Below are 19,111 nucleotides of genomic sequence, written 5' to 3'. Positions count from 1 at the left end.
CTGATGGACTTGAAATCCTGGTCATCCTAGTGACAGATGTTCGGAATGGACATTTGTCACCAGATGACCGGGCAAGGTTTATCAGAAGGTTGAGAGCGTAACCAGCGGTCCCAAAGCCTTTTATTGTAAGGCGTTACTCGGTGCGGTGCTCACGAATTACAGCTATGAGCTCTTCATTGTCGAAGGGTTTGTAGAAAACTTGGTCGGCTCCCCAAGTGCGCGCCATCGCGGCGGTGATTTCGATGGGAATGCGGGCAGCCCCGCCGGTGATGACGAAGACGGGCGTACTGGGGCTGACCTTGCGCATCTGCTGAAGCAGGTCGATGCCATTCAGGCGCGGCATCCACACATCGGCAACCACCAAGTCGAAGCTATCGGATTGAAGCTTGGCAAGCGCTTCTTCCCCATCGATGGCTTCCTCTACAGCATAGCCCGCGTCTTCCAGGCTGGTGCGCAGCGAATAGCGGACATTTTCGGCGTCATCAACCACCAGAATTTTCATTATCATTCTCGCTCAGCAGTGCTCTGCATAGTTAGCACAAAGCGAGCGCTTTGGGGAGCCTGCGTGACAAGTGTGATGCTGCTGTGACGGCGCAACAACAAGTCGCGCACGATGGCAAGGCCCAAGCCCGTGCCGCGTCCATGTGGTTTGGTGGTGAAGAACGGCTCCATGATGCGTTCCGCTTCCTGAGCGGAGATGCCAGGGCCATTGTCCTCGACGGTGACGATTACGGAACCATGGGCCGGTTGACCGACGTGAATGCTGAGACGGCCTTTCTGATCGGTCGCATCCACGGCGTTGACGGCGAGATTGGTAATAATCTGGCTGATTTCTGTGCGTGTCAGGCTAACCAAGACCGTAGAGATGTCACTGGTCAGGATGATGGTGAAGGTCGGCGGGAGCGTGGATGTCAGCAGTGCCACCGTATCGCGGAGTGACGCAACCAACTCCGTACCATCGTCTTTTTCCTCGTCATTGCGGGCAAAGGAAAGCACCTGACGAACCAACTTGGCGGAGTTGCGCGCGCTGTCCTCGATGATGGTAAGAGCTTTCCCCAGTCGCTCCGGGCGATTGCTAGCATCCTTGCGAGCTTGTTGGCTGAGGTTGATGACCGGGTGAAGGAGGTTGTTGAGTTCGTGCGCCATCCCACCGGCGATTTCCCCGATGGCGACCATCCGGCGTTGGTGCTGTTCAGCCCGCTCCCTCTGCCGCTGCTCCGTCACGTCCCGTACAAGTGCAATCAGTGTTTCTCCCTGTGACGATGCTGACGCGGGCTTGACCGTCCAGTTGAGCGTTTGCTCACCAGTCTGCACGTCTCCCTCAAAGCCTTGCTGCTGTAGCCGCTGAATGATCTGGCTGGCATCGGGGCTGAAGCGCTGAAAGGTAGGGTTTGCAAAAGTTACGTGCAGTTTGTCGGGCTGGCGATCCAGCAAGGCAATGCCCAAGGGTGCTTCCTCAATGGCGCGAACCAAATGTGCGTTGCGCCCGAGCAATTCCATGCGCGTGCTGCCCAAAGCCCCCAGCAGCAAGCCCGTTGTGCCAGCGGCCAGCATGAATACCTGAAGATCGACCACATCGCGGGTGTCCAGAACCCCACGCACAAGCAGGACCAACCCGAAATTGACCAGGAAGGCGGTCAGCGTTGAAGCGCCGAATCCCCACAGGAACCCAGCAATGGCGATGGGCAGAATGAGAAGAAAGAATGAACTGGCCGGGGTGGACAGCAGATCGCGCGACAGAAGCCAGACCAGCAACGCAGCGGCGCTCAATCCGGTTGCCCGTAGCATGGTCTTCACTTTGAGTGAAGACCATGTAGTTGACGACTGGACGGCTTGCCGGTTGACGAGATGAAAGAGGGTGAGGAAGACAGGCGTGCAGAGCAACACCCCCGACATGTCTCCAAGCCAATAGGCGAAGTTGACGTTACCGGCGATGGAAATTTTCTGGGCAGTAATGAACTGAACCGTTGCCGTCGATATGACGAACAGCAGCGAGACAGAAGTTAAAGCTACAGTTATGAACGTGCTGACGCCCTTGGACGTGCTGAAGACATCTCCGCTTACCCCCCGGCGCAGCAACAATCCGGTGGCACCCACGACTATGGCTTGTGGGATAATCAGCAGGCTGAAGCTGTTGACCGTGCCGTAGGCGAGCAAATCCGAGGGGATGAACAGGAACGGGATGGCTGCCCAACCGCTATGAAGGGTGAAGGCCAGCATCAATCCGATGGGCGGATACCAAGCACTGGCGTTGGGAGCGACATCGAACATACCGGCGGCCCTGTAGAGCAGGGCTTTCAGCACCAGATAGGCGGCAGCTGAAAGGAGCAGCGAGAGCAGGCGTGAGCGGGTGATGGGCACGGGAGGCTCCGGCGAGTTCGATTATCCAACTCCCATAGCACGCCCAGGGGCGTAGCACGCGGCTGCATACGCTTTGACGCAGAGGGAGCTGTGGACGTAGCAGGGCAGCGTTCATCGAGACGGGCGGCGTGCTGTGGCAGCGGCCATGAAGAATCGATGGGACGGGCGGTGTGGGGGATTATTCATGCAAAAGCTCAGGTCACACTTTTGGTTCGTCGCGTCAGGTCAAGCAACTGTCGCTGCTTCTTCAGGGACGTCTGCTTGGCTTTCTCCGCATCGATCTGCTTAGCTCTCACTTTTAGCTGGTTCTGCTGTCGCTTGATGGCGTCGCGCTGTCGGTCAAGAGCGTCTCCATCTTCAAAAATATCATAGCCAATGATGTCTTGTAATCGCATATGCTTTCTCCCGTTAGCGTTCTGATATTTAGCGGAAGGATGCGCGTGTATAAATAAAAGCGGTTGACGCCAGCATGGTCTTTAATTTTGCGGGTGTAGGCGCAACTCTTTATAATAATGGTCGCAGCAGAAGTTAGGCAGGCTACATGCTGTAGAGATTGGCTATTTGATGTGGTGAGATCGGCCCAGGCATGGGGCGCTTTTTCATGCCAACATTCACCACATAGCCCAAGCCCTGTAGCGCCTGCCAAAACGCTACAGGGCCTTTTTGTTTTCGGAGACAGGTATGATTAACCAGAAGTTATTTAGCGAGTTGAATGAAGCCAAAGCCATTAGCATCAAGGATCAGCATGGGGTGTCCATTGCCCAACTGCTGCGCATGGTCAACTTTGAACCATCCGATACTGAAGACCTTTATGCTTATTGTCGAGAGTGGTTGGGAATTAACAGAGCGCAATTCGCCAACGCGCTTCGCGATTACCGCCTGGAGGAAGAGCATGGGGTTGCGCCCAAAAAGGCGTCCCAGTTGGTAGCGCTCGTAGCAAAGCAGAACAATGTTGAGGTGTCTTACAAGGGGGCTCTGTCTCGCAAAATGCAGGTCAAAGACCCTCAGGGGAAGCCTGTGACAGATGCTGACCTACAGAGCAAGGAAGCGCGTATTTACGTCGCAAGTTACTATTCCACTCATTACCGCGGTGATCTGTTTGCGCGTGATTGCCGCATCGCTTGTGAGGAGTTCGGCCTCTCATTCACCCGTCACGCGATTGACGATGCGGTGAGTCGTTGGATTGAGGAGCAGAGAAAAGAAGCCCGCTATCTGCTAACTGCACGCATGTTCGGAACGGTATCCGACCTGAACAAGCGTGACATAGAAGAGCAGTGGCAGGCACTTGCGCGCGCTGCATTTGATGACACGGAGCAGAGTAGCGAATTTGCAGCTGCTGTTTTGAAAAAATTTGTTTGGATGGTGAAGCGCAAGGCGCTCGGACATGAAGTTGGTCACCACATCATGCCCGTATTATTGGGAGCGCAGGGAGGCGGCAAGAGCACCTTGTTGCAGAAATTCCTTGAGCCGGTGAACGATGGCGTCGCCTACACGGACTTTGGTCAAATCACGGATGACCGAAACATTGATCTTTGGGACAATTATGTTCTTGTGCTGGACGAAATGGGTTTCGCCAATCGCGCTGACTGGGACAAGGTGAAGCACATCATCACAGCCAAGATGCTGACCCGACGCCCAATGCATACAAACCGCACAGAACACGTGCATCAGAATGCAACCTTCATCGGCAGCAGCAACAAGGACATTCAGCAGCTCATCACAGATGAAACGGGCAACAGACGCTTTGTTGCCCTGTACTGCAAGCAGAAGATGGACTTTGAGGTCGTTAACAGTACCTGTTTCCAAGCGCTCTGGGGCAGCGTAGACCCTGACGGACAAGACCCGCTCGGAGCATTTGCCGAAGAACTGTCCAAGGTGCAAGAGGCTGCGAGAGCACAAAGCCCTGTCGAGCTTTGGTCTTCAGAGCTTTCAAGCGACCTATACAGCGATGGAGTAATGGCTGCGACGCTGTTCGACGTGTATGCGCAGTGGGAGAAGGCTAAGTTCCCCATGCGAAACTCCACCATGCGTTGGTTTGGGTCCGAGATGAAGCGCCTGATGAAGCAAAACGTGAATTTTGGCTGGAGCGACAAGAAGACCAGCAAGGGAATCAAATACGTACGCAGCGCGTTCTAAGCCATTCCTGCACATCCTGCATCCATCGTGCACTGCTGTACCCCTTGTGTTTGTTGGGTTTGTGCACGAAGTGCAGGATGTGCATGTTTTTTTCTGATTCGAAAGAGAAATATTTTTTATGGGAAATGCGCCAAGGCATTTTTCGGATGTATACATGCATATCCTGCACTTCTTGCATTCTCCCACTTCAGCTTCTTACGACAGAAGAACGCGGTAGAAGGGAAGGGGGACAAATGCGGTCGATAAGGCAGCGTAGGCCGCTCAAAGACTATTGCAACGACTCGGCTCGTACGGCACGAAACAAAAGTTTCGTAGTAAAACTGTAGAGTGAACTGTTAGTACGCACCAGACAGATCATTGTGTGTAGCTTGAGGAGGCTCGCTACCATCCGTCTGGTGCGGTCCATTCAGTTCTGCCGCGGCACATGGCATGCCGGGGCTTCAATTCTTGTATCTCAGGACAGCCAAGTAGGGCGTCATGCTCGTGCAGCCGAACCACGATTGCCGAATGTACGTGGGTCGAACTGTGGAGCGAAAGCTTTTGCAACTACATCAGGGTAAACTTTGTCGTGGAATGCGCGTTCAAGCGGCTCATGTTCCATAAAATCGATAAGGCTTTGCCCGTTCTCCGAAGGCGCCAGAGCAGAATTGTATCTGCCACACGCGACCTTGAACGCGCTCAGCCATGAATCGAAAGTCGAATAGGGGAACTGATTCTCTTCTGGTGAGCGCTCGCCCAAATCAAACCGATCCTTAATAATATTCACGAAAAGTGCATTTGTCAAAAATGCAGCCGCTTGGCTTCTGTCTCCCGGAAATCCGGCTCTTCGTGCAAAGGTCTTTGCTTCTCGAACGGAGCTATAATTGTCCTCGTCCTTGAGAATTCCGTATGTAAAAAAACACATAAGGGCGGCGTTTTCAGCGCCAGATTTGAAATCATCACTTTTATGAAACGCAAGATGTGTGTAATGGCGTGCAATTTCAGCGCCATTTATGTTGGAAAGTTGAGTGAACACCTCAGAAAGCCCAAAGCCGATATCCTCATCCGATAAACGCCCATTTGCAGCAGCTTTAAGGTTGAAGCCTATCGTAAAACCAAAGAATCCAATAACGTATTCGTCTTGCCAAAAGCCTGCTGGCAGGCCGTATGTATACTGAATGAGCCCAACTAATGGGCGGATGTTTTCAACAGTAGCTTTTGTGGCTGCACGGCGTTTGATGCCAAACATTGCTGGCCCTCCCACGAGCGGTTCAGGAACTTTGAGGCGTGTCCTCCCTATTGGAAGAGCATTATTAGATCCGTTGCAAAATCTTATGGGTGTTGCTCCTTTTGGTAGGCTGGGCTCGTTTGTGTATTGGATCAGCCCTGTTCTAATGGCGGCTTCGTTGCAAGCGCGCACGAGTTCGTTTATCCAACTCGCCGAACTCTCGATCAAAACGATAGACAATAGGCCTGCCCGTGCTAGACGTTGACCAGCAACGCAAACAAAGGGTGAACAATATGGGTGGGCTCAACACGTTGAAGCTGGTGGATGCGACTCGGAAGCGTGAGGTCTCAGCCGAAGGACGGATGCGCGAGAAGGTGATTGCGTCCCTCAAGCTTCAGCAGGACCTTGCTCGGGCGGAGCTGGAAGGACGTCAGCACAGCGTGACAGTGCGCCGTTACGAGGAGAAGGACGGGCAACGGGTGCTGGTTCAGCGTTCCAAGCAGCCCCGGAAATGGTTCTGGAAGGGGACCAATGGTGCCTACCTTTTCCAGATGAGCTACTGCAACACGCCCGTCGTGATCGCCAACGGTCAGAAGGTCGTGGAGGTGGGCGCGCTGGATGCGCTGCCTGCGGTGATCGACACGCTGGTGCAGGCTGTGAACGCTGGGGAGCTTGATGCCGCGCTGAAGGCGAACCAGAAGAACAAGCCGAAGAAGCGCGTGACTGCCAAGCGGTAAGCGTCCAACATCATTATGTGCGTGCATAACGGCGCAGCTAATGGCTGCGCCGCACTCGTCTTAACTCACCGCTCATACGGTTCTGCCACCTTCCTCACACAGTCAATAAACTTCTCGGTGATAGGAAAATAATCATAAATTCACAATCCGACAGCATCGCCAGCATTGCACAAATCTTACACAAGCTTGTGCAGTAACAGCTAACACGCTGTAATCATTGCGCTAATGGTACAGGGCAGGACGACGAGGCCATCGAGTTCGGCATCCTGTCCGACCAGGTCAACGCGGTGCGCGCCGTCTTCTCCGGGCGGCATCTCCAGGTTTTCACCTCCGGCGCGGAATACATGGTGTCGGGCGATCCGCTGACTCCGCAAAACATCCAGGTCCACCGGCAGACGCGCATCGGTTCCCCGGTGGACCGCTCCGTCCCGCCGCGCGATGTGGACGGGGCCACCCTGTTCGTGTCGCGCAACGGGCGGGAGATCCGCGAGTTCCTCTACACCGACACCGAGGCCGCCTATCAGGCCAACGATCTGGCTCTGCTCGCCCGCCATCTGGTGATCAAGCCGCGCGACCAGGATTATGACCAGGGCCGCCGCCTGATGTTCGTGGTGATGGAGGACGGCGCGCTGTGCGCCCTGACCGTCTACCGGCTGGAGCAGGTGACCGCCTGGACCCGGCTGGAGACGGATGGGGCGGTGCGCTCCGTCGCGGTGGTCGGGGACGAGGTCTATGCGCTGGTCGACCGCGCCGGGCGGTGGAGCGTGGAGCGCTTCGACGACGCCCTGAACCTCGACGCCGCGCTGGTCGGCGACCATGACGTCCCGACCGCGGTGTGGAGTGGGCTGGACCATCTGGAAGGGCGCAGCGTCGCGGTGGTCGCGGACGGGACGGTGCGCGCCGACGCCACCGTCGCCGCTGGCAAGATCGTGCTCGACCCGCCGGCCCGCCATGTCGAGGCCGGGCTGCCCTACAAACACCGCATCGACCCGCTGCCGGTCAGCCTGCTCGGGCAGGCGGGCGGGACGGACGCGGTGCGGCTGGTCTCCGTCGGCTTCCGGCTGGAGGAGACGGCGGCGCTGCACGCCGACCTGGGGCGCGGCCTTCAGGAATTGCCGCTGCACCGGACGGGGCCGCAGCCCGCGGGCGGCGTTCCGGCGCTGGTTTCCGGCGACCGCAAGCTGCGGGCGCTTGGCTGGCGGCGCGACAGCGACCGGCCGTTGTGGAGCATCCGGCAGGACGCGCCGCTGCCTTTCACGCTTTTGTCCGTAACCATGGAACTGAGGGTGAACGACTGATGGGCGGAATCACGACCCTGGCCACGACGGCGCTGCCGCTGGCGAACTCCGTCGCCGACACGGTGGACCGCGTCTCGGGCAACTCGGTCAAACTGCGCGAGCAGGAGGCCGACGCTCGTCGGCAGCAGGCCGCCGACGAGCGCCGATACGCCTATCAGGCGGAGCAGCAACGGCTGCAATGGCAGCGCGAGGACGAGCTGCGCCGCCAGGACCAGGAGCTTCAGCGCCAGAAGGAGGAGCAGGCCCGCCTCGAGACGGAGCGGCAGCGCCTCCGCGAGATGGACTGGCTGGCGCAGAGCCAGAATCTGGCCGTCCAGCAACTCCGCGTCGGGCAGGCCGCCACGCTGACCGACAAGGAAGGGGACGCCCGCACGCGGCTGGCCCAGATCTCCGCCGCCGCGCAATCCGATGAGCGGCGGCGCGTGGACGCCCTGCGCCGCACCGTGGCGCGCACCCGCGCCACGCTGGGCTCCAACGGGGTCAGCGCGGCCGACGGCTCCGGCGAGGCGATCCTGCTCGGCGTCGTCAAGGACAGCGCCGCGGAGCGCGGGGAGGCGGAAGGCACCGACCGGCTGAAGCGCGAGGCCATCCAGCAGGAGGTGGACAGCGTTCGCCGCCGCAACCTGCTGGAGCAGGCGCAGCTCGCCGAGCGGCAGCGGCTGGAGTTCATGAGCCGCTTCTATTGACGCTTCCGGTCCATCCACGCAGCAGGAGGGGCGCAACCCATGCCCAGCGCAATCGACCTTCCGCGCGGCAACCCGCGCGTCCAGTATCTTGCCGACGGCGTGCAGACCGACTTCGTCTTTCCGTTCCCGGTTTTCGAGGATGGCGACCTCCAGGTCTTCCTGGGCGCGGCGCGGCAGACCACCGGCTATGCGGTGTCCGGCGCCGGGGAGACGGCGGGCGGCACGGTGGCCTTCGCGGCCCCGCCGGAAGCCGGGACGCCCGTCCTGCTGCGCCGTCGCCTGCCCATCGAGCGGATGAGCGATTTCCTGGAGAGCGGGCCGCTTCCGGCGTCCAGCCTGAACCGCGAGTTCGACCAGCTGACCGCCGCGCTCCAGCAGGTGGCCGGCGATCAGGAGCTGATGCTGCGCTACACCGACACCGACCTGCCGGCCTCCAACCGGTTGCCGGAACGGGCGGTGCGGGCCGGTCAGCTCCTCGCCTTCGATTCCACGGGCAACCCGATCGCCCGCAAGCCGGTGGACGAGGAGGCGCTGTCCACCTTCGTCGCCCCCGGCGCCGGTGCGGTGCGCCGCCCGGTGCGGGAGAAGCTGGCCGACGCGCTGTCGGTGAAGGATTTCGGGGCGGTCGGCGATGGCGTCGTCGACGACACGCGGGCGATCCAGGCCGCGCTGACCAGTGGGGATGCCGTTTATGTGCCGCCGGGCACCTACCGGCTCACCAACACGCTGACGGTGGGCTACGGCCAGACGCTGTACGGGGCGGGGCAGAGGTCGGTCATCGCCGGCTCCTCGGCCGCCTTCGACCTGATCCATCTGCCGGACGGCTACGCCACGGTGACGGGGCTGCGGCTGGAGAGGGGCGACGCGGCGGTACGGCTGTTCGGGAGGGACGGCCCCTGCGTGCACAACACGCTGAGCGACCTGACCATCTGGGACCCGCGGGTCGGGTTGCTGTTCGACGGTTACGCCGATCCCAATTGGCCCTGCTACTGGAACATGGTGTCGCGCGTGCTGGTGGCCCGCCCGTCGCTGCACGGGGTGTGGCTGACCCGGACGGGGGAGGGCGACACGCCCAACGCCAACCGCTTTTCCATGGTGCGGGTCTACTCCCTGTCGGCGCCCATCGCCGGCTGCGGCTTCTTCGTGGAGCAGGGCAAGTACAACAACAGCTTCCAGGACTGCGAGGCCAACCTGTCGACCATGGCGCTGGCCTGCTTCCGCGTCGGCGCCAACACCGACAAGACGCTGATCCTGAACTTCTACGCGGAATCGCTGGGCGGCGTGCCGAACGTGCAGCTCGACGCCGGGTCGGTGGAGACGGCCATCGTCAACCTGCTGTCGATGTCCGCCGGGCCGGCCATCTACGACAAATCCGGCGGCCGCTTCACGGCGGTGAACGCCGGCTATCCGGAAAAGAACCGGCTGGCGCGCAGCCGCGTCTCCGAACTGGTCGTCGAGGCCCTGCGCTACGACACCGAGTATGTGGAGCCTCAGGTCGGCGGGGTGATCCCGCTGGACCTGACCAGCTCCGTCTATCTTGTGAGCGCCTACAGCGGCGACGTGGAGCTTCGGCTGCCGTCCGCGGGGGCGGCGAACGGCCACGCGGTGACGGTGAAGCGGACCGACGCCTCCACCCGCCGTCTGACCATCACCGAGGAGGGCGGGCCGGGGCCGGACGGCCGGACGGTGGCGCTGGGCAACCGCTACGACTTCGTGACCGTTGTGTCGAACGGTGCGGCCTGGTGGGTGGTGGCCGGCAACAACCGGCCGGGCAACGCCCATTTCCACGACCAGCCGGGCCTGTTCGAGCCGGACCTGAACCAGGCGCTGTATCTGGTCAGCGCCTTCAGCGGCGCGGTCACGGTGCGGCTGCCGCCGCCGGGGGCGCTGCACGCGGTCGGGCGCACCGTGACGGTCAAGAAGGCCGACGTGTCGGGCAATCCGGTCACCGTCACCGTGCAGGGCGGGGGCGGGCCGGACAACGCCCCGGTGTCGCTGAATTCCACCGGCAGCGCGGTCACGGCGATGTCCAACGGCGCCGGCTGGCACATCCTGGGACGGGTGGCGTAATGGAGGGGGCGGAAACGCGCAAGAAGGGCTTCTTCGCCTTCGTCCAGGACTGGAACCGGCAATCGGAGCTGACCACCCCCCGCCACCATCTGCAGATCGCCGCGTGGCTGGAGCGGCAGGCGGTGGGAGTCGAAACGCTTGGCATCGGGCCGCGCCTGCTGCTGATGGCCTTCCGAGGGGCGGGCAAGTCCTCCATCGTCGGGCTGTTCGCGGCCTGGATGCTCTACCAGGACCCCAACCGCCGGCTGCTCGTCCTGGCGGCGGACCTGAAGCTGGCCAAGAAGATGGTGCGCAACGTCAAGCGCATCATCGAACGCCATCCCGACACCCGCGGCCTGAAGCCCCCGGCGAAGGAGCGCGACCAGTGGGCCGCCGACCAGTTCACCGTGGTGCGGGCGCAGGAACTGCGCGACCCCTCCATGGTGGCGGCGGGTGTGGGCGGCAACATCACGGGCAGCCGCGCCGACGTGGTGATCTGCGACGACGTCGAGGTGCCGCGCACCTCCGGCAGTCCGGGCAAGCGCGCCGACCTGCGCGAGAAGCTGGCGGAGATCGACTATCTGCTGGTGCCGGGCGGGGTGCAGCTCTATGTCGGGACACCGCACAGCTACTACTCCATCTACGCCGAGGAGCCGCGGACGGAGGCGGGGGAGACGCGGCCGTTCCTGGACGGCTTCGCGCGGCTGGTCCTGCCGGTCTACACCGACGGTCCGGACGGCCGGCGCCGCTACGCCTGGCCCCAGCGCTTCGGCGAGGCCCATGTCCACCGCATCCGCAAGGCGACCGGACCCAACAAATTCACCAGCCAGATGCTGCTGCGGCCGGTCAACGAGGCGGAAGGCTTCCTCGACCCCGACCGCTTGGGCCGCTACGACGGCGAGCTGGAGTACCGGGAGTCGGCGGGGCGGGCGGTGCTGACGCTCGACGGCCTGCGCATGGCCTCGGCCTCCTGCTGGTGGGACCCGGCCTTCGCACGCCCGGCGGCGGAGGGCGGCAAGCCCGGCGATTCCAGCGTCGTCGCCGCGGTGTTCGGCGGGACGGACGGGCGCTTCTACCTGCACCGCGTGCTCTACCTGTCGGTGGACCCCGGCGATCCGGACACCGAGGCGGAGCAGCAGTGCCTCCAGGTCGTCCGCTTCCTGGAGCGGCATCACCTGCCGGCGGTGCATGTCGAGATCAACGGCATCGGGCGCTTCCTGCCCGGTCTGCTGCGCAAGGCGCTGCGCACGGGGAAGGTCGGCGCCGCCGTGGTCGAGGAGGCGAGCCGCCGCGCCAAGGCCCTGCGCATCCGCGAGGCGTTCGACGCCCTGCTGGCCGACCGCCGGCTGCTGGCCCACGCCACGGTGTGGGAGACGCCCTTCATCCGCGAGATGCGCGAATGGTCGCCGGACGGACGCTACGCAGGCCGCGACGACGGGCTGGACGCGGTGGCTGGTGCCCTGTCCTGCGAGCCGTTCCGCTTCGACCGCCAACCGGCCCCGGGGCGCAAGCCGGACTGGCGCGCCGCCGCGGCGCCGACAGCGGGGGAGGTCTGGGACGTGTGACGGTGCCCGCAGTCCCGTGGTCCGTCGGGCCGTCCTTCGGGTCGCCCTCCTGAACGGTGGGCGGCCTTTTCTTTTGCCTTTTTCCTTGGGAGAACGGAGATGCAGGAATCCATCGATCTGTCCTGGTGGATCACGGCGGTCGAACTGCCGGTCATGGGCGGGCTGTTCTGGCTGATCGCACGGCTGCGCCGGGACGCCGAATCCGCGCTGGAAACCGTGCGGGCGCGCGCCGAAACCGCCCAGGCCCAGGTCCGCGAAAGCCTGGCCGCCTACAAGCTGGAGGTCGCCAAGACCTACGTCTCGGTCGCGACGCTGAAGGATGTGGAGCGGCGGCTGACCGACCATCTTCTGCGCATCGAAACCAAGCTGGAAAACGGCTGTGCGCCGTTCGTCCCGCCCTATGGGGACGGGGGCCGCCGATGAGGGGGCGCGTCCTGAAGCCGGAACCCGGACCGAAGGGGCCGCCGCCGGGTCCGTCCGCCGATGCTCCCAGCCAGGCCATCGACACGCTCGCCCGCACCCTGTGGGGGGAGGCGCGCGGTGAATCCGTGCGGGCCATGGAGGCTATGGCGGCGGTGGTGATGAACCGCGTCGGCCGGGCGCGCGACCATGGAGGGTGGTGGTGGGGCAATGACGTGGCCGCCGTCTGCCGTCTGCCGGGACAGTTCCCCTGCTGGGACCCGGACGCGCCGGGACGGCTGGGGCTGCTGTCGGTCACCGCCGCGGACCCGGTCTTCGCCGCTGCCCAGCGGATCGCCCGCCGCGCGGTGGCCGGTCTGCTCGACGATCCGACCGGCGGTGCGACTCACCTGCACCGGGCGGGGGGAAACCCGCAATGGGCGCAAGGGCGCAGCGTCTGTGCCGAGATCGGCGGCTTCCAGTTCTACAACGACGTCGAATGACGTCTCGCTCAGCAACGGCGTCTCCCTGCCGCGCTCCGGCGGGCCGGGCATCCGGTTCCGGACCGCCGCCGCGGAAGGAGAGGTTGCAATGGAGCGGTCAGGCGGCTTCCTTGATCATCGCCAGATAGATCTTCCAGGCTGTTTCGACCGAGACGCCGCCGGCGCGCGACCCGGCGGCCAGCATCGCCGCCGAGGGCTTCAGCGGAACGGGCGTGCTGCTGGGCTCGACGGAAGCGGCCAGGGGGGCGCTGTCCAGGCTGGACACGATCACCCCATGGACGCGCGAATCGAGCGCGTGTTCCACCGGGTGCCGTTCCTTCACAACATTCATCGCAATCGCATTCATGGGGCTTCTCCTTGCTTGCCCCTCTCTCAGCAATCCCGATGCCAAGTCCGAAAAGTTGCCGCCGGCAAGGTGGGGGGCTTGGGGAATCCTTGATTCTGCTGCTTTTCCGTGTGGCCGACGGGGTATGATCCGGCGGAACGGCGAATTTTCCTTCTGCAAAATGCCGTGGGATTCCCAAAGCCACATTTGCAAATTGCGAAGCAAACAGCGCAACGTCCCGTTTTGAAGTTATCAACGCTCCGTCGCGCGTCCCGAATTTGCCACGGCTGGCTTTGGCGGGCGGCTTTGCGCTAAGGTCGCCGTGCCATGACTGAACGGATCATCTTTCATATGTGCCGCGCCGCGGAGTGGGAGCAGGCGCTCGCCGCCGGGGCCTACCACGGCTCGTCGCAGGACGCGGCGGACGGCTTCATCCATTTCTCCACCGGCGCCCAGGTCGAGGAAAGTGCGGCCAAGCACCGTGCCGGCCAGGACGGCCTCGTTCTGCTGACGGTGGATGGCGCCGCGCTGGGCGCCGCGCTCCGGTGGGAGCCGTCGCGCGGCGGCCAGCTCTTCCCCCATCTCTACGGCCCGCTGCCGCCCGCGGCGGTGCTGCGCGCCGACCCGCTGCCGCTGGGGCCGGACGGCCGCCACCTTTTTCCGGCGACCTTCAAGGACACCACACCGTGATCGACCTGTTTCCCATCGTCGGCCCCGTCCTGCGCAGCTTCGATCCGGAGACGGCGCACGGGCTGACCATCAAAGCCCTGTCGAGCGGGCTGATGCCGCCGGTGCGGGAAAAGGACGATCCCATCCTGCGGACCACGGTGATGGGGCTGGACTTCGCCAACCCGGTCGGCCTCGCCGCCGGCTTCGACAAGAACGCCGAGGTGGTGGACGCCATGCTCCGGCTGGGCTTCGGCTTCGTCGAGGCGGGCAGCGTCACGCCCCGGCCGCAGCCCGGCAATCCCAAGCCGCGCCTGTTCCGCGCCCCGGAGCAGGGCGCCGTCATCAACCGCATGGGCTTCAACAACGAGGGGTTGGAGCCCTTCGCCCGGCGGCTGGAACGGCGCCTGTCCGGCGGGCGCAAGGCGCCGGGGTTCGTCGGGGCCAACCTCGGCAAGAACAAGGACACGGCGGAGGCGGCCGACGATTACGTCCTCGGCGTGACCCGGGTGGCCGCCCTGGCCGACTACCTGGTCGTCAACGTGTCCTCCCCCAACACGCCGGGCCTGCGCGCGCTCCAGGGGCGCGACCCGCTGCGCACCCTGCTGGGCCGCGTTCTGGACGCCCGGTCCGCCTGCAAGCTGGCCAAGGCGCCGCCTGTCCTGCTGAAGATCGCCCCGGACCTGACCGACGAGGACAAGGCGGACATCGCCGCGGTCGTTCTGGAGTCGGGCATCGACGGGCTGATCGTGTCCAACACCACCATCGCCCGGCCGGCGGAGATCCCGGAGCCGCTGCGCGGGGAGGCCGGCGGCCTGTCCGGCAAGCCGCTGTTCGCGCCCTCGACCGCGGTCCTGCGCGAGATGTACGGGCTGACCGGCGGCAAAGTGCCGCTGGTCGGTGTCGGCGGCATCGCGTCGGGCGCCGATGCCTACGCCAAGATCCGCGCCGGCGCCTCGCTGGTGCAACTCTACTCCGCGCTGGTCTACGCCGGGCCGGCCCTGGTGCTCGCAATTCGCCGCGACCTCGCCGCCCTGCTGCGCCGCGACGGCTTCGCCTCGCTGGGCGACGCCGTGGGGGCGGATCACCGCTGAGCGGGCGCATGGCGGCCCTGGCGGCCTTCCTGCACGGGCTGGCCGTCGCCACGGCGGCGGCCTCGGTCGCCCTCGGCCTGCCGGAATTGCGACCCGGCACCGACCCGGCGGTGGGCTGGATCGGTGGTGGGCTGGTCCTTCTGGCGGGCGGCGTCGCGGACCTGCACCGCCGCCTGGCCCGCCGGCAGCGTGACACCCTGCGCCGGCTGGACCACCTTCAGAAAAGCGTGGACGCGCTGGCCGAACGGCTGGAGCAGCGGACTGCAACGGGGGCGGAAGCCGACAACGCCGTTGCTTCATCCGCCGCCCACGAGGCCGTGCTTCAGGAGGTCAGGCTCCTGCACACGCTGATCGCCCGGCTCGGCGAATGCCAATCGTCGGGAGAGCGCGAACCGCCGGCGGCATCCCACCCGGCCCGGTCAGCGCCCCAAGCCCCGCGCATTCCGGACCCGCGGCCCGCGGCCGGACCCGAAGCGCCGCCGATGGACGACGCCGCGGTTCTGGAAGCGGTGCGCGAGGCACTGGCCGCTGACCGGATCGACATCCACCTCCAGCCCATCGTCAGCCTGCCCCAGCGCAAGCACCGCTTCTTCGAGATGTTCTCGCGCGTGCGCGCCGCCGACGGGACGCTGATCCTGCCGGACCGCTATCTGGAGATCGCGGAGCGCGCGGGCCTGATGGCCACCATCGACAACCTCCTGCTGGTCCGCTGCATCCAGCTGATCCGCGAGACGGAGCGGCGCCAGCACGCCATCGGCTTCTTCTGCAACATGTCCGCCGCCACGCTCAGCGACGCGGCGTTCATGCGGCAATTCCTGGACCTGATGGTCCGGAACCAGACGCTGGTGCCCAAGCTGGTGTTCGAGTTGAGCCAGCAGGAGCTGCGGGCGGGCGGGGCGGTGACGATGGGCATTCTGTCGCAGCTCGCCCGCATCGGCTTCCGCTTCTCCATGGACCGGGTGAGCGATCTGGACATCGACGTGGACGCGCTGCTGCGGCACGAGATCCGCTATCTGAAGCTGGACTGCACCCTGCTGCTCGACCCCGCCCTGGCCTTGAGCGTCGAGAATGTGCGCCGCCGCCTGGACGGCACGGGAATCGACCTCATCGCCGAGAAGATCGAGACGGAGGCGCAGCTCGACGCGATCCTGCGCAGCGGCATCGATTTCGGCCAGGGCTACCTGTTCGGCGAGCCCCGTCCCGCGCGCAAACCGTCCTGAAACAATTTTGCCGTGAAATAATTTTGCAAGGAAATTCGCCGTTCGGGCGGCGAATTCGGACCGGGAATGCCCCCGGCGCCCTTGACAGAAAGCCCGCCCGCATTAGAGATTTCGCCTCCCGGCATGCGCCGGGTGCGATGCAAACAGTCAAATGGTGACTTCGGTGACGTCCAACATCGCCATCACGCTGCCCGACGGCAGCGTGCGGGAGTTCGACCGGCCGGTGACGGGGCTTGAGATCGCCCAGTCCATCGGGCCGCGCCTTGCCAAGGATGCGCTTGCCGTCAAGCTCGACGGCGAGGTGAAGGACCTCACCACCACCGTCACCACCAACGCCAGGATCGAGATCGTCACGCGCAGTCATCCCGACGCGCTCGAGGTCATCCGTCACGACGCCGCCCACGTCCTCGCCGACGCCGTGCAGAAGCTCTATCCGGGCACGCAGGTGACCATCGGTCCGGCGATCGCCAACGGCTTCTATTACGACTTCGCGCGCGAGGAGCCCTTCACGCCCGACGATCTGCAGAAGATCGAGGCGAAGATGCGCGAGATCGTCGCCAAGGACGTTCCCATCGTGCGCGAGGTCTGGACCCGCGACGATGCGGTCGCCTACTTCAGGAAGCTCGGCGAGCATTACAAGGCGGAGCTGATCGAGGCGATCCCGGCGGACCAGGACATCAGCATCTACCGCCAGGACGACTGGCTGGACCTGTGCCGCGGCCCGCACGCCCCGACCACGGGCAAGGTCGGCAACGGCTTCAAGCTGATGAAGGTGGCCGGCGCCTACTGGCGCGGCGACAGCCGCAACCCCATGCTCCAGCGCATCTACGGCACCGCCTGGCGCGACGAGAAGGAGCTGAAGGCCTACCTGCACCAGCTCGAGGAGGCGGAGAAGCGCGACCACCGCCGGCTGGGCAAGGAGCTGGACCTGTTCCACGTGCAGGAGGAGGCCGTCGGCTCGGTCTTCTGGCACCCGAAGGGCTGGACGCTGTTCCGCACGCTGGAGACCTACATCCGCACCAAGCTGAGCCAGGCGGACTACGTCGAGGTCAAGACGCCGCAGCTCATCGACAGCTCGCTGTTCAAGGCGTCGGGCCACTGGGACATGTATGGCGACAACATGTTCAAGGTCTCGGCCGACGACGGCGAGAAGATGCTCGGCATCAAGCCGATGAATTGTCCGGGCCATGTGCAGATCTTCAAGCACGGGCTGCGCTCCTACCGCGACCTGCCGATCCGCATGGCGGAGTTCGGAGCCTGCCACCGCAACGAGCCGTCGGGCGCGCTGCACGGCATCCTGCGCGTGCGCGCCTTCACCCAGGACGACGCCCACATCTTCTGCACGGAAGATCAGGTGCCGACCGAGGCGGCGGACTATTTCAAGCTCCAGCTCGGCGTCTACCGGGATCTGGGCTTCGACAAGATCGCGGTGAAGCTGGCGCTGCGCCCCGACGTTCGCGCCGGCAACGATGCGGTGTGGGACCGCGCGGAGGAGGGGCTGCGCACCGCGCTGCGCTCCGCCGGCCTGGAGTTTGAGGAGTTGCCGGGCGAGGGCGCCTTCTACGGCCCGAAGGTGGAGTTCCACCTGACCGACGCCATCGGGCGCACTTGGCAGTGCGGCACGCTCCAGCTCGATTTCGTGCTGCCCGAGCGGCTGGACGCCTCCTACATCGGCGAGGACGGCGCCCGTCACCGTCCTGTGATGCTGCACCGGGCGATCCTGGGGTCGCTGGAACGCTTCATCGGCATGCTGATCGAGCATTACGCCGGCAAGTTCCCGATGTGGCTCGCCCCGGTCCAGGCGGTGGTCTGCACCATCACCAACGAGGCCGACGGCTACGGGCAGGAGGTCGTCAGCCTGCTGAAGCGCCGCGGCATCCGGGCCGAACTCGACACCCGGAACGAGAAGATCAACCTGAAGGTCCGCGAACACAGCCTTCAGAAGGTTCCCGTTCTGGTGGTCGTGGGCAAGCGCGAGGCGGAGGAACGGACGGTCGCCCTCCGTACCCTCGGTGGTAAGGATCAGGAAGTTCTTGCCCTCGACGCCGCGCTCAATAAACTGAGTGAGGAGGCGCGGTCCCCCGCGGGCGTCGCCGCTTTCGATTCGCCGTTCTAACCGACCGCACCGTTCGGGCGGGCTTCCCTCCGGGAGGTCGCGCCCCGGTGGGTTTCCAGTCATGGAGAAGCGTCCATAGCCAGGATACCGTCCGAAGCCGCTCCGACCCGCGATGGACCGCGGGTAAACCGGGAGATCACGGCTCGCTCGATCCGTCTCGTCGGTGCCGACGGCGAGATGGTGGGCGTCGTTTCGCTGCGCGATGCGCTGCTGGCCGCTGAGGATGCGGGCCTCGACCTCGTCGAGATCGCCCCCCAGGCGGAGCCTCCTGTCTGCAAGATCCTCGACTATGGCAAGTACAAGTACGAGGCGCAGAAGAAGGCTGCCGAGGCGCGCAAGAAGCAGAAGATCATCGAGGTGAAGGAGATCAAGCTCCGACCCAACATCGATGACAACGACTACGACGTGAAGATGCGCTCGGCCCGCCGTTTCCTTGAGGAAGGCGACAAGGTCAAGGTGACCATGCGCTTCCGCGGGCGCGAGATGGCGCACCAGGATCTTGGCATGAACGTGCTGGTCCGCGTGCGCGACGAGCTGGACGAGTTGGCGAAGGTCGAACAGATGCCGAAGCTCGAAGGCCGCCAGATGGTCATGGTTCTCGCTCCGAGGTGACCCTCTTCGGCGCGAGGGTCCGACCGCCTTCGGCAAAGCACACGCGTCCCAAAAAGGCCTGCCGGTTCCGGCGGGCTTTTTTGTTGGGCGGCGGGGCCGTTCCGACGCTCCGCAATTACGGGGTAGCGGCATTGCGG

General features: G+C 64.0%; 18 protein-coding genes. 13 read left to right on the top strand and 5 right to left on the bottom strand.

What is annotated here, in order from left to right; translation table 11 throughout:
• Positions 1 to 133: 133 nt before the first annotated feature.
• The 3 genes from ACFPMG_RS05800 to ACFPMG_RS05790 all read right to left on the bottom strand — a co-directional run bounded on the left by ACFPMG_RS05800 (position 134) and on the right by ACFPMG_RS05790 (position 2,756).
• On the bottom strand, positions 134 to 502 hold the full coding sequence (locus ACFPMG_RS05800) for a response regulator (RefSeq protein ID WP_376994270.1): 369 nt from the start codon (positions 500 to 502) through the stop codon (positions 134 to 136).
• 2 nt (positions 503 to 504) lie between these two features.
• Positions 505 to 2,361, bottom strand: coding sequence for an ATP-binding protein (locus ACFPMG_RS05795; RefSeq protein ID WP_376994269.1), 1,857 nt, complete (start codon positions 2,359 to 2,361; stop codon positions 505 to 507).
• A 194-nt stretch (positions 2,362 to 2,555) separates the two neighbouring features.
• Complete coding sequence (locus ACFPMG_RS05790) at positions 2,556 to 2,756, bottom strand: hypothetical protein (RefSeq protein ID WP_376994268.1); 201 nt, start codon at positions 2,754 to 2,756, stop codon at positions 2,556 to 2,558.
• Positions 2,757 to 3,042: 286 nt separating this feature from the next.
• Between ACFPMG_RS05790 and ACFPMG_RS05785 the strand changes: the two genes are divergently transcribed.
• Complete coding sequence (locus tag ACFPMG_RS05785; RefSeq protein WP_376994266.1) at positions 3,043 to 4,497, top strand: VapE domain-containing protein; 1,455 nt, start codon at positions 3,043 to 3,045, stop codon at positions 4,495 to 4,497.
• 475 nt (positions 4,498 to 4,972) lie between these two features.
• Here the strand turns inward: ACFPMG_RS05785 and ACFPMG_RS05780 are convergent, their stop codons facing one another.
• Positions 4,973 to 5,725, bottom strand: coding sequence for a hypothetical protein (locus tag ACFPMG_RS05780; protein ID WP_376994264.1), 753 nt, complete (start codon positions 5,723 to 5,725; stop codon positions 4,973 to 4,975).
• A 272-nt stretch (positions 5,726 to 5,997) separates the two neighbouring features.
• Here ACFPMG_RS05780 and ACFPMG_RS05775 point away from each other — a divergent pair, with 272 nt between their 5' ends.
• From ACFPMG_RS05775 to ACFPMG_RS05745, 7 genes are all read left to right on the top strand, one after another.
• Positions 5,998 to 6,441 carry a hypothetical protein gene (locus ACFPMG_RS05775; RefSeq protein WP_376994263.1) on the top strand — a complete coding sequence of 148 codons (444 nt, stop codon included), beginning with the start codon at positions 5,998 to 6,000 and terminating at the stop codon, positions 6,439 to 6,441.
• Positions 6,442 to 6,728: 287 nt separating this feature from the next.
• Positions 6,729 to 7,739 carry a phage tail protein gene (locus tag ACFPMG_RS05770; RefSeq protein ID WP_376994262.1) on the top strand — a complete coding sequence of 337 codons (1,011 nt, stop codon included), beginning with the start codon at positions 6,729 to 6,731 and terminating at the stop codon, positions 7,737 to 7,739.
• On the top strand, positions 7,739 to 8,425 hold the full coding sequence (locus ACFPMG_RS05765) for a hypothetical protein (RefSeq protein ID WP_376994261.1): 687 nt from the start codon (positions 7,739 to 7,741) through the stop codon (positions 8,423 to 8,425). The genes ACFPMG_RS05770 and ACFPMG_RS05765 overlap by 1 nt, the downstream gene beginning before the upstream one ends.
• A gap of 39 nt (positions 8,426 to 8,464) precedes the next feature.
• A complete protein-coding gene (locus ACFPMG_RS05760; protein ID WP_376994260.1) occupies positions 8,465 to 10,495 on the top strand; it encodes a glycosyl hydrolase family 28-related protein in 2,031 nt (676 codons plus the stop codon).
• On the top strand, positions 10,495 to 12,039 hold the full coding sequence (gene terL / locus ACFPMG_RS05755) for a phage terminase large subunit (RefSeq protein ID WP_376994259.1): 1,545 nt from the start codon (positions 10,495 to 10,497) through the stop codon (positions 12,037 to 12,039). The genes ACFPMG_RS05760 and terL overlap by 1 nt, the downstream gene beginning before the upstream one ends.
• Before the next feature lie 99 nt (positions 12,040 to 12,138).
• Positions 12,139 to 12,462, top strand: coding sequence for a hypothetical protein (locus tag ACFPMG_RS05750; RefSeq protein ID WP_376994258.1), 324 nt, complete (start codon positions 12,139 to 12,141; stop codon positions 12,460 to 12,462).
• A complete protein-coding gene (locus tag ACFPMG_RS05745; RefSeq protein ID WP_376994257.1) occupies positions 12,459 to 12,941 on the top strand; it encodes a cell wall hydrolase in 483 nt (160 codons plus the stop codon). Before ACFPMG_RS05750 ends, ACFPMG_RS05745 begins: the two co-directional genes overlap by 4 nt.
• A 97-nt stretch (positions 12,942 to 13,038) precedes the next feature.
• Here ACFPMG_RS05745 and ACFPMG_RS05740 read toward each other — a convergent pair whose 3' ends face one another.
• A complete protein-coding gene (locus ACFPMG_RS05740; protein WP_376994256.1) occupies positions 13,039 to 13,287 on the bottom strand; it encodes a hypothetical protein in 249 nt (82 codons plus the stop codon).
• A gap of 306 nt (positions 13,288 to 13,593) precedes the next feature.
• On the opposite strand from ACFPMG_RS05740, the gene ACFPMG_RS05735 reads away from it, so the two are divergent.
• The 5 genes from ACFPMG_RS05735 (at position 13,594) to infC (ending at position 18,974) form a co-directional block, all read left to right on the top strand.
• On the top strand, positions 13,594 to 13,956 hold the full coding sequence (locus ACFPMG_RS05735) for a DUF952 domain-containing protein (protein WP_376994255.1): 363 nt from the start codon (positions 13,594 to 13,596) through the stop codon (positions 13,954 to 13,956).
• A complete protein-coding gene (locus ACFPMG_RS05730) occupies positions 13,953 to 15,026 on the top strand; it encodes a quinone-dependent dihydroorotate dehydrogenase (RefSeq protein WP_376994254.1) in 1,074 nt (357 codons plus the stop codon). The genes ACFPMG_RS05735 and ACFPMG_RS05730 overlap by 4 nt, the downstream gene beginning before the upstream one ends.
• 8 nt (positions 15,027 to 15,034) lie before the next feature.
• Positions 15,035 to 16,246 carry an EAL domain-containing protein gene (locus ACFPMG_RS05725; RefSeq protein WP_376994253.1) on the top strand — a complete coding sequence of 404 codons (1,212 nt, stop codon included), beginning with the start codon at positions 15,035 to 15,037 and terminating at the stop codon, positions 16,244 to 16,246.
• A 151-nt stretch (positions 16,247 to 16,397) separates the two neighbouring features.
• Positions 16,398 to 18,362: a threonine--tRNA ligase gene (thrS, locus tag ACFPMG_RS05720; RefSeq protein WP_376994252.1), complete on the top strand. Its 1,965-nt coding sequence runs from the start codon at positions 16,398 to 16,400 to the stop codon at positions 18,360 to 18,362.
• Between the two features lie 84 nt (positions 18,363 to 18,446).
• On the top strand, positions 18,447 to 18,974 hold the full coding sequence (gene infC, locus ACFPMG_RS05715) for a translation initiation factor IF-3 (protein WP_035675720.1): 528 nt from the start codon (positions 18,447 to 18,449) through the stop codon (positions 18,972 to 18,974).
• Positions 18,975 to 19,111: the final 137 nt, after the last annotated feature.

It is taken from the genome of Azospirillum himalayense (assembly GCF_042657465.1).
GTDB classification, from domain to species: Bacteria; Pseudomonadota; Alphaproteobacteria; order Azospirillales; family Azospirillaceae; genus Azospirillum; species Azospirillum himalayense.
This window is presented reverse-complemented; position numbering and strand designations above follow the sequence as displayed.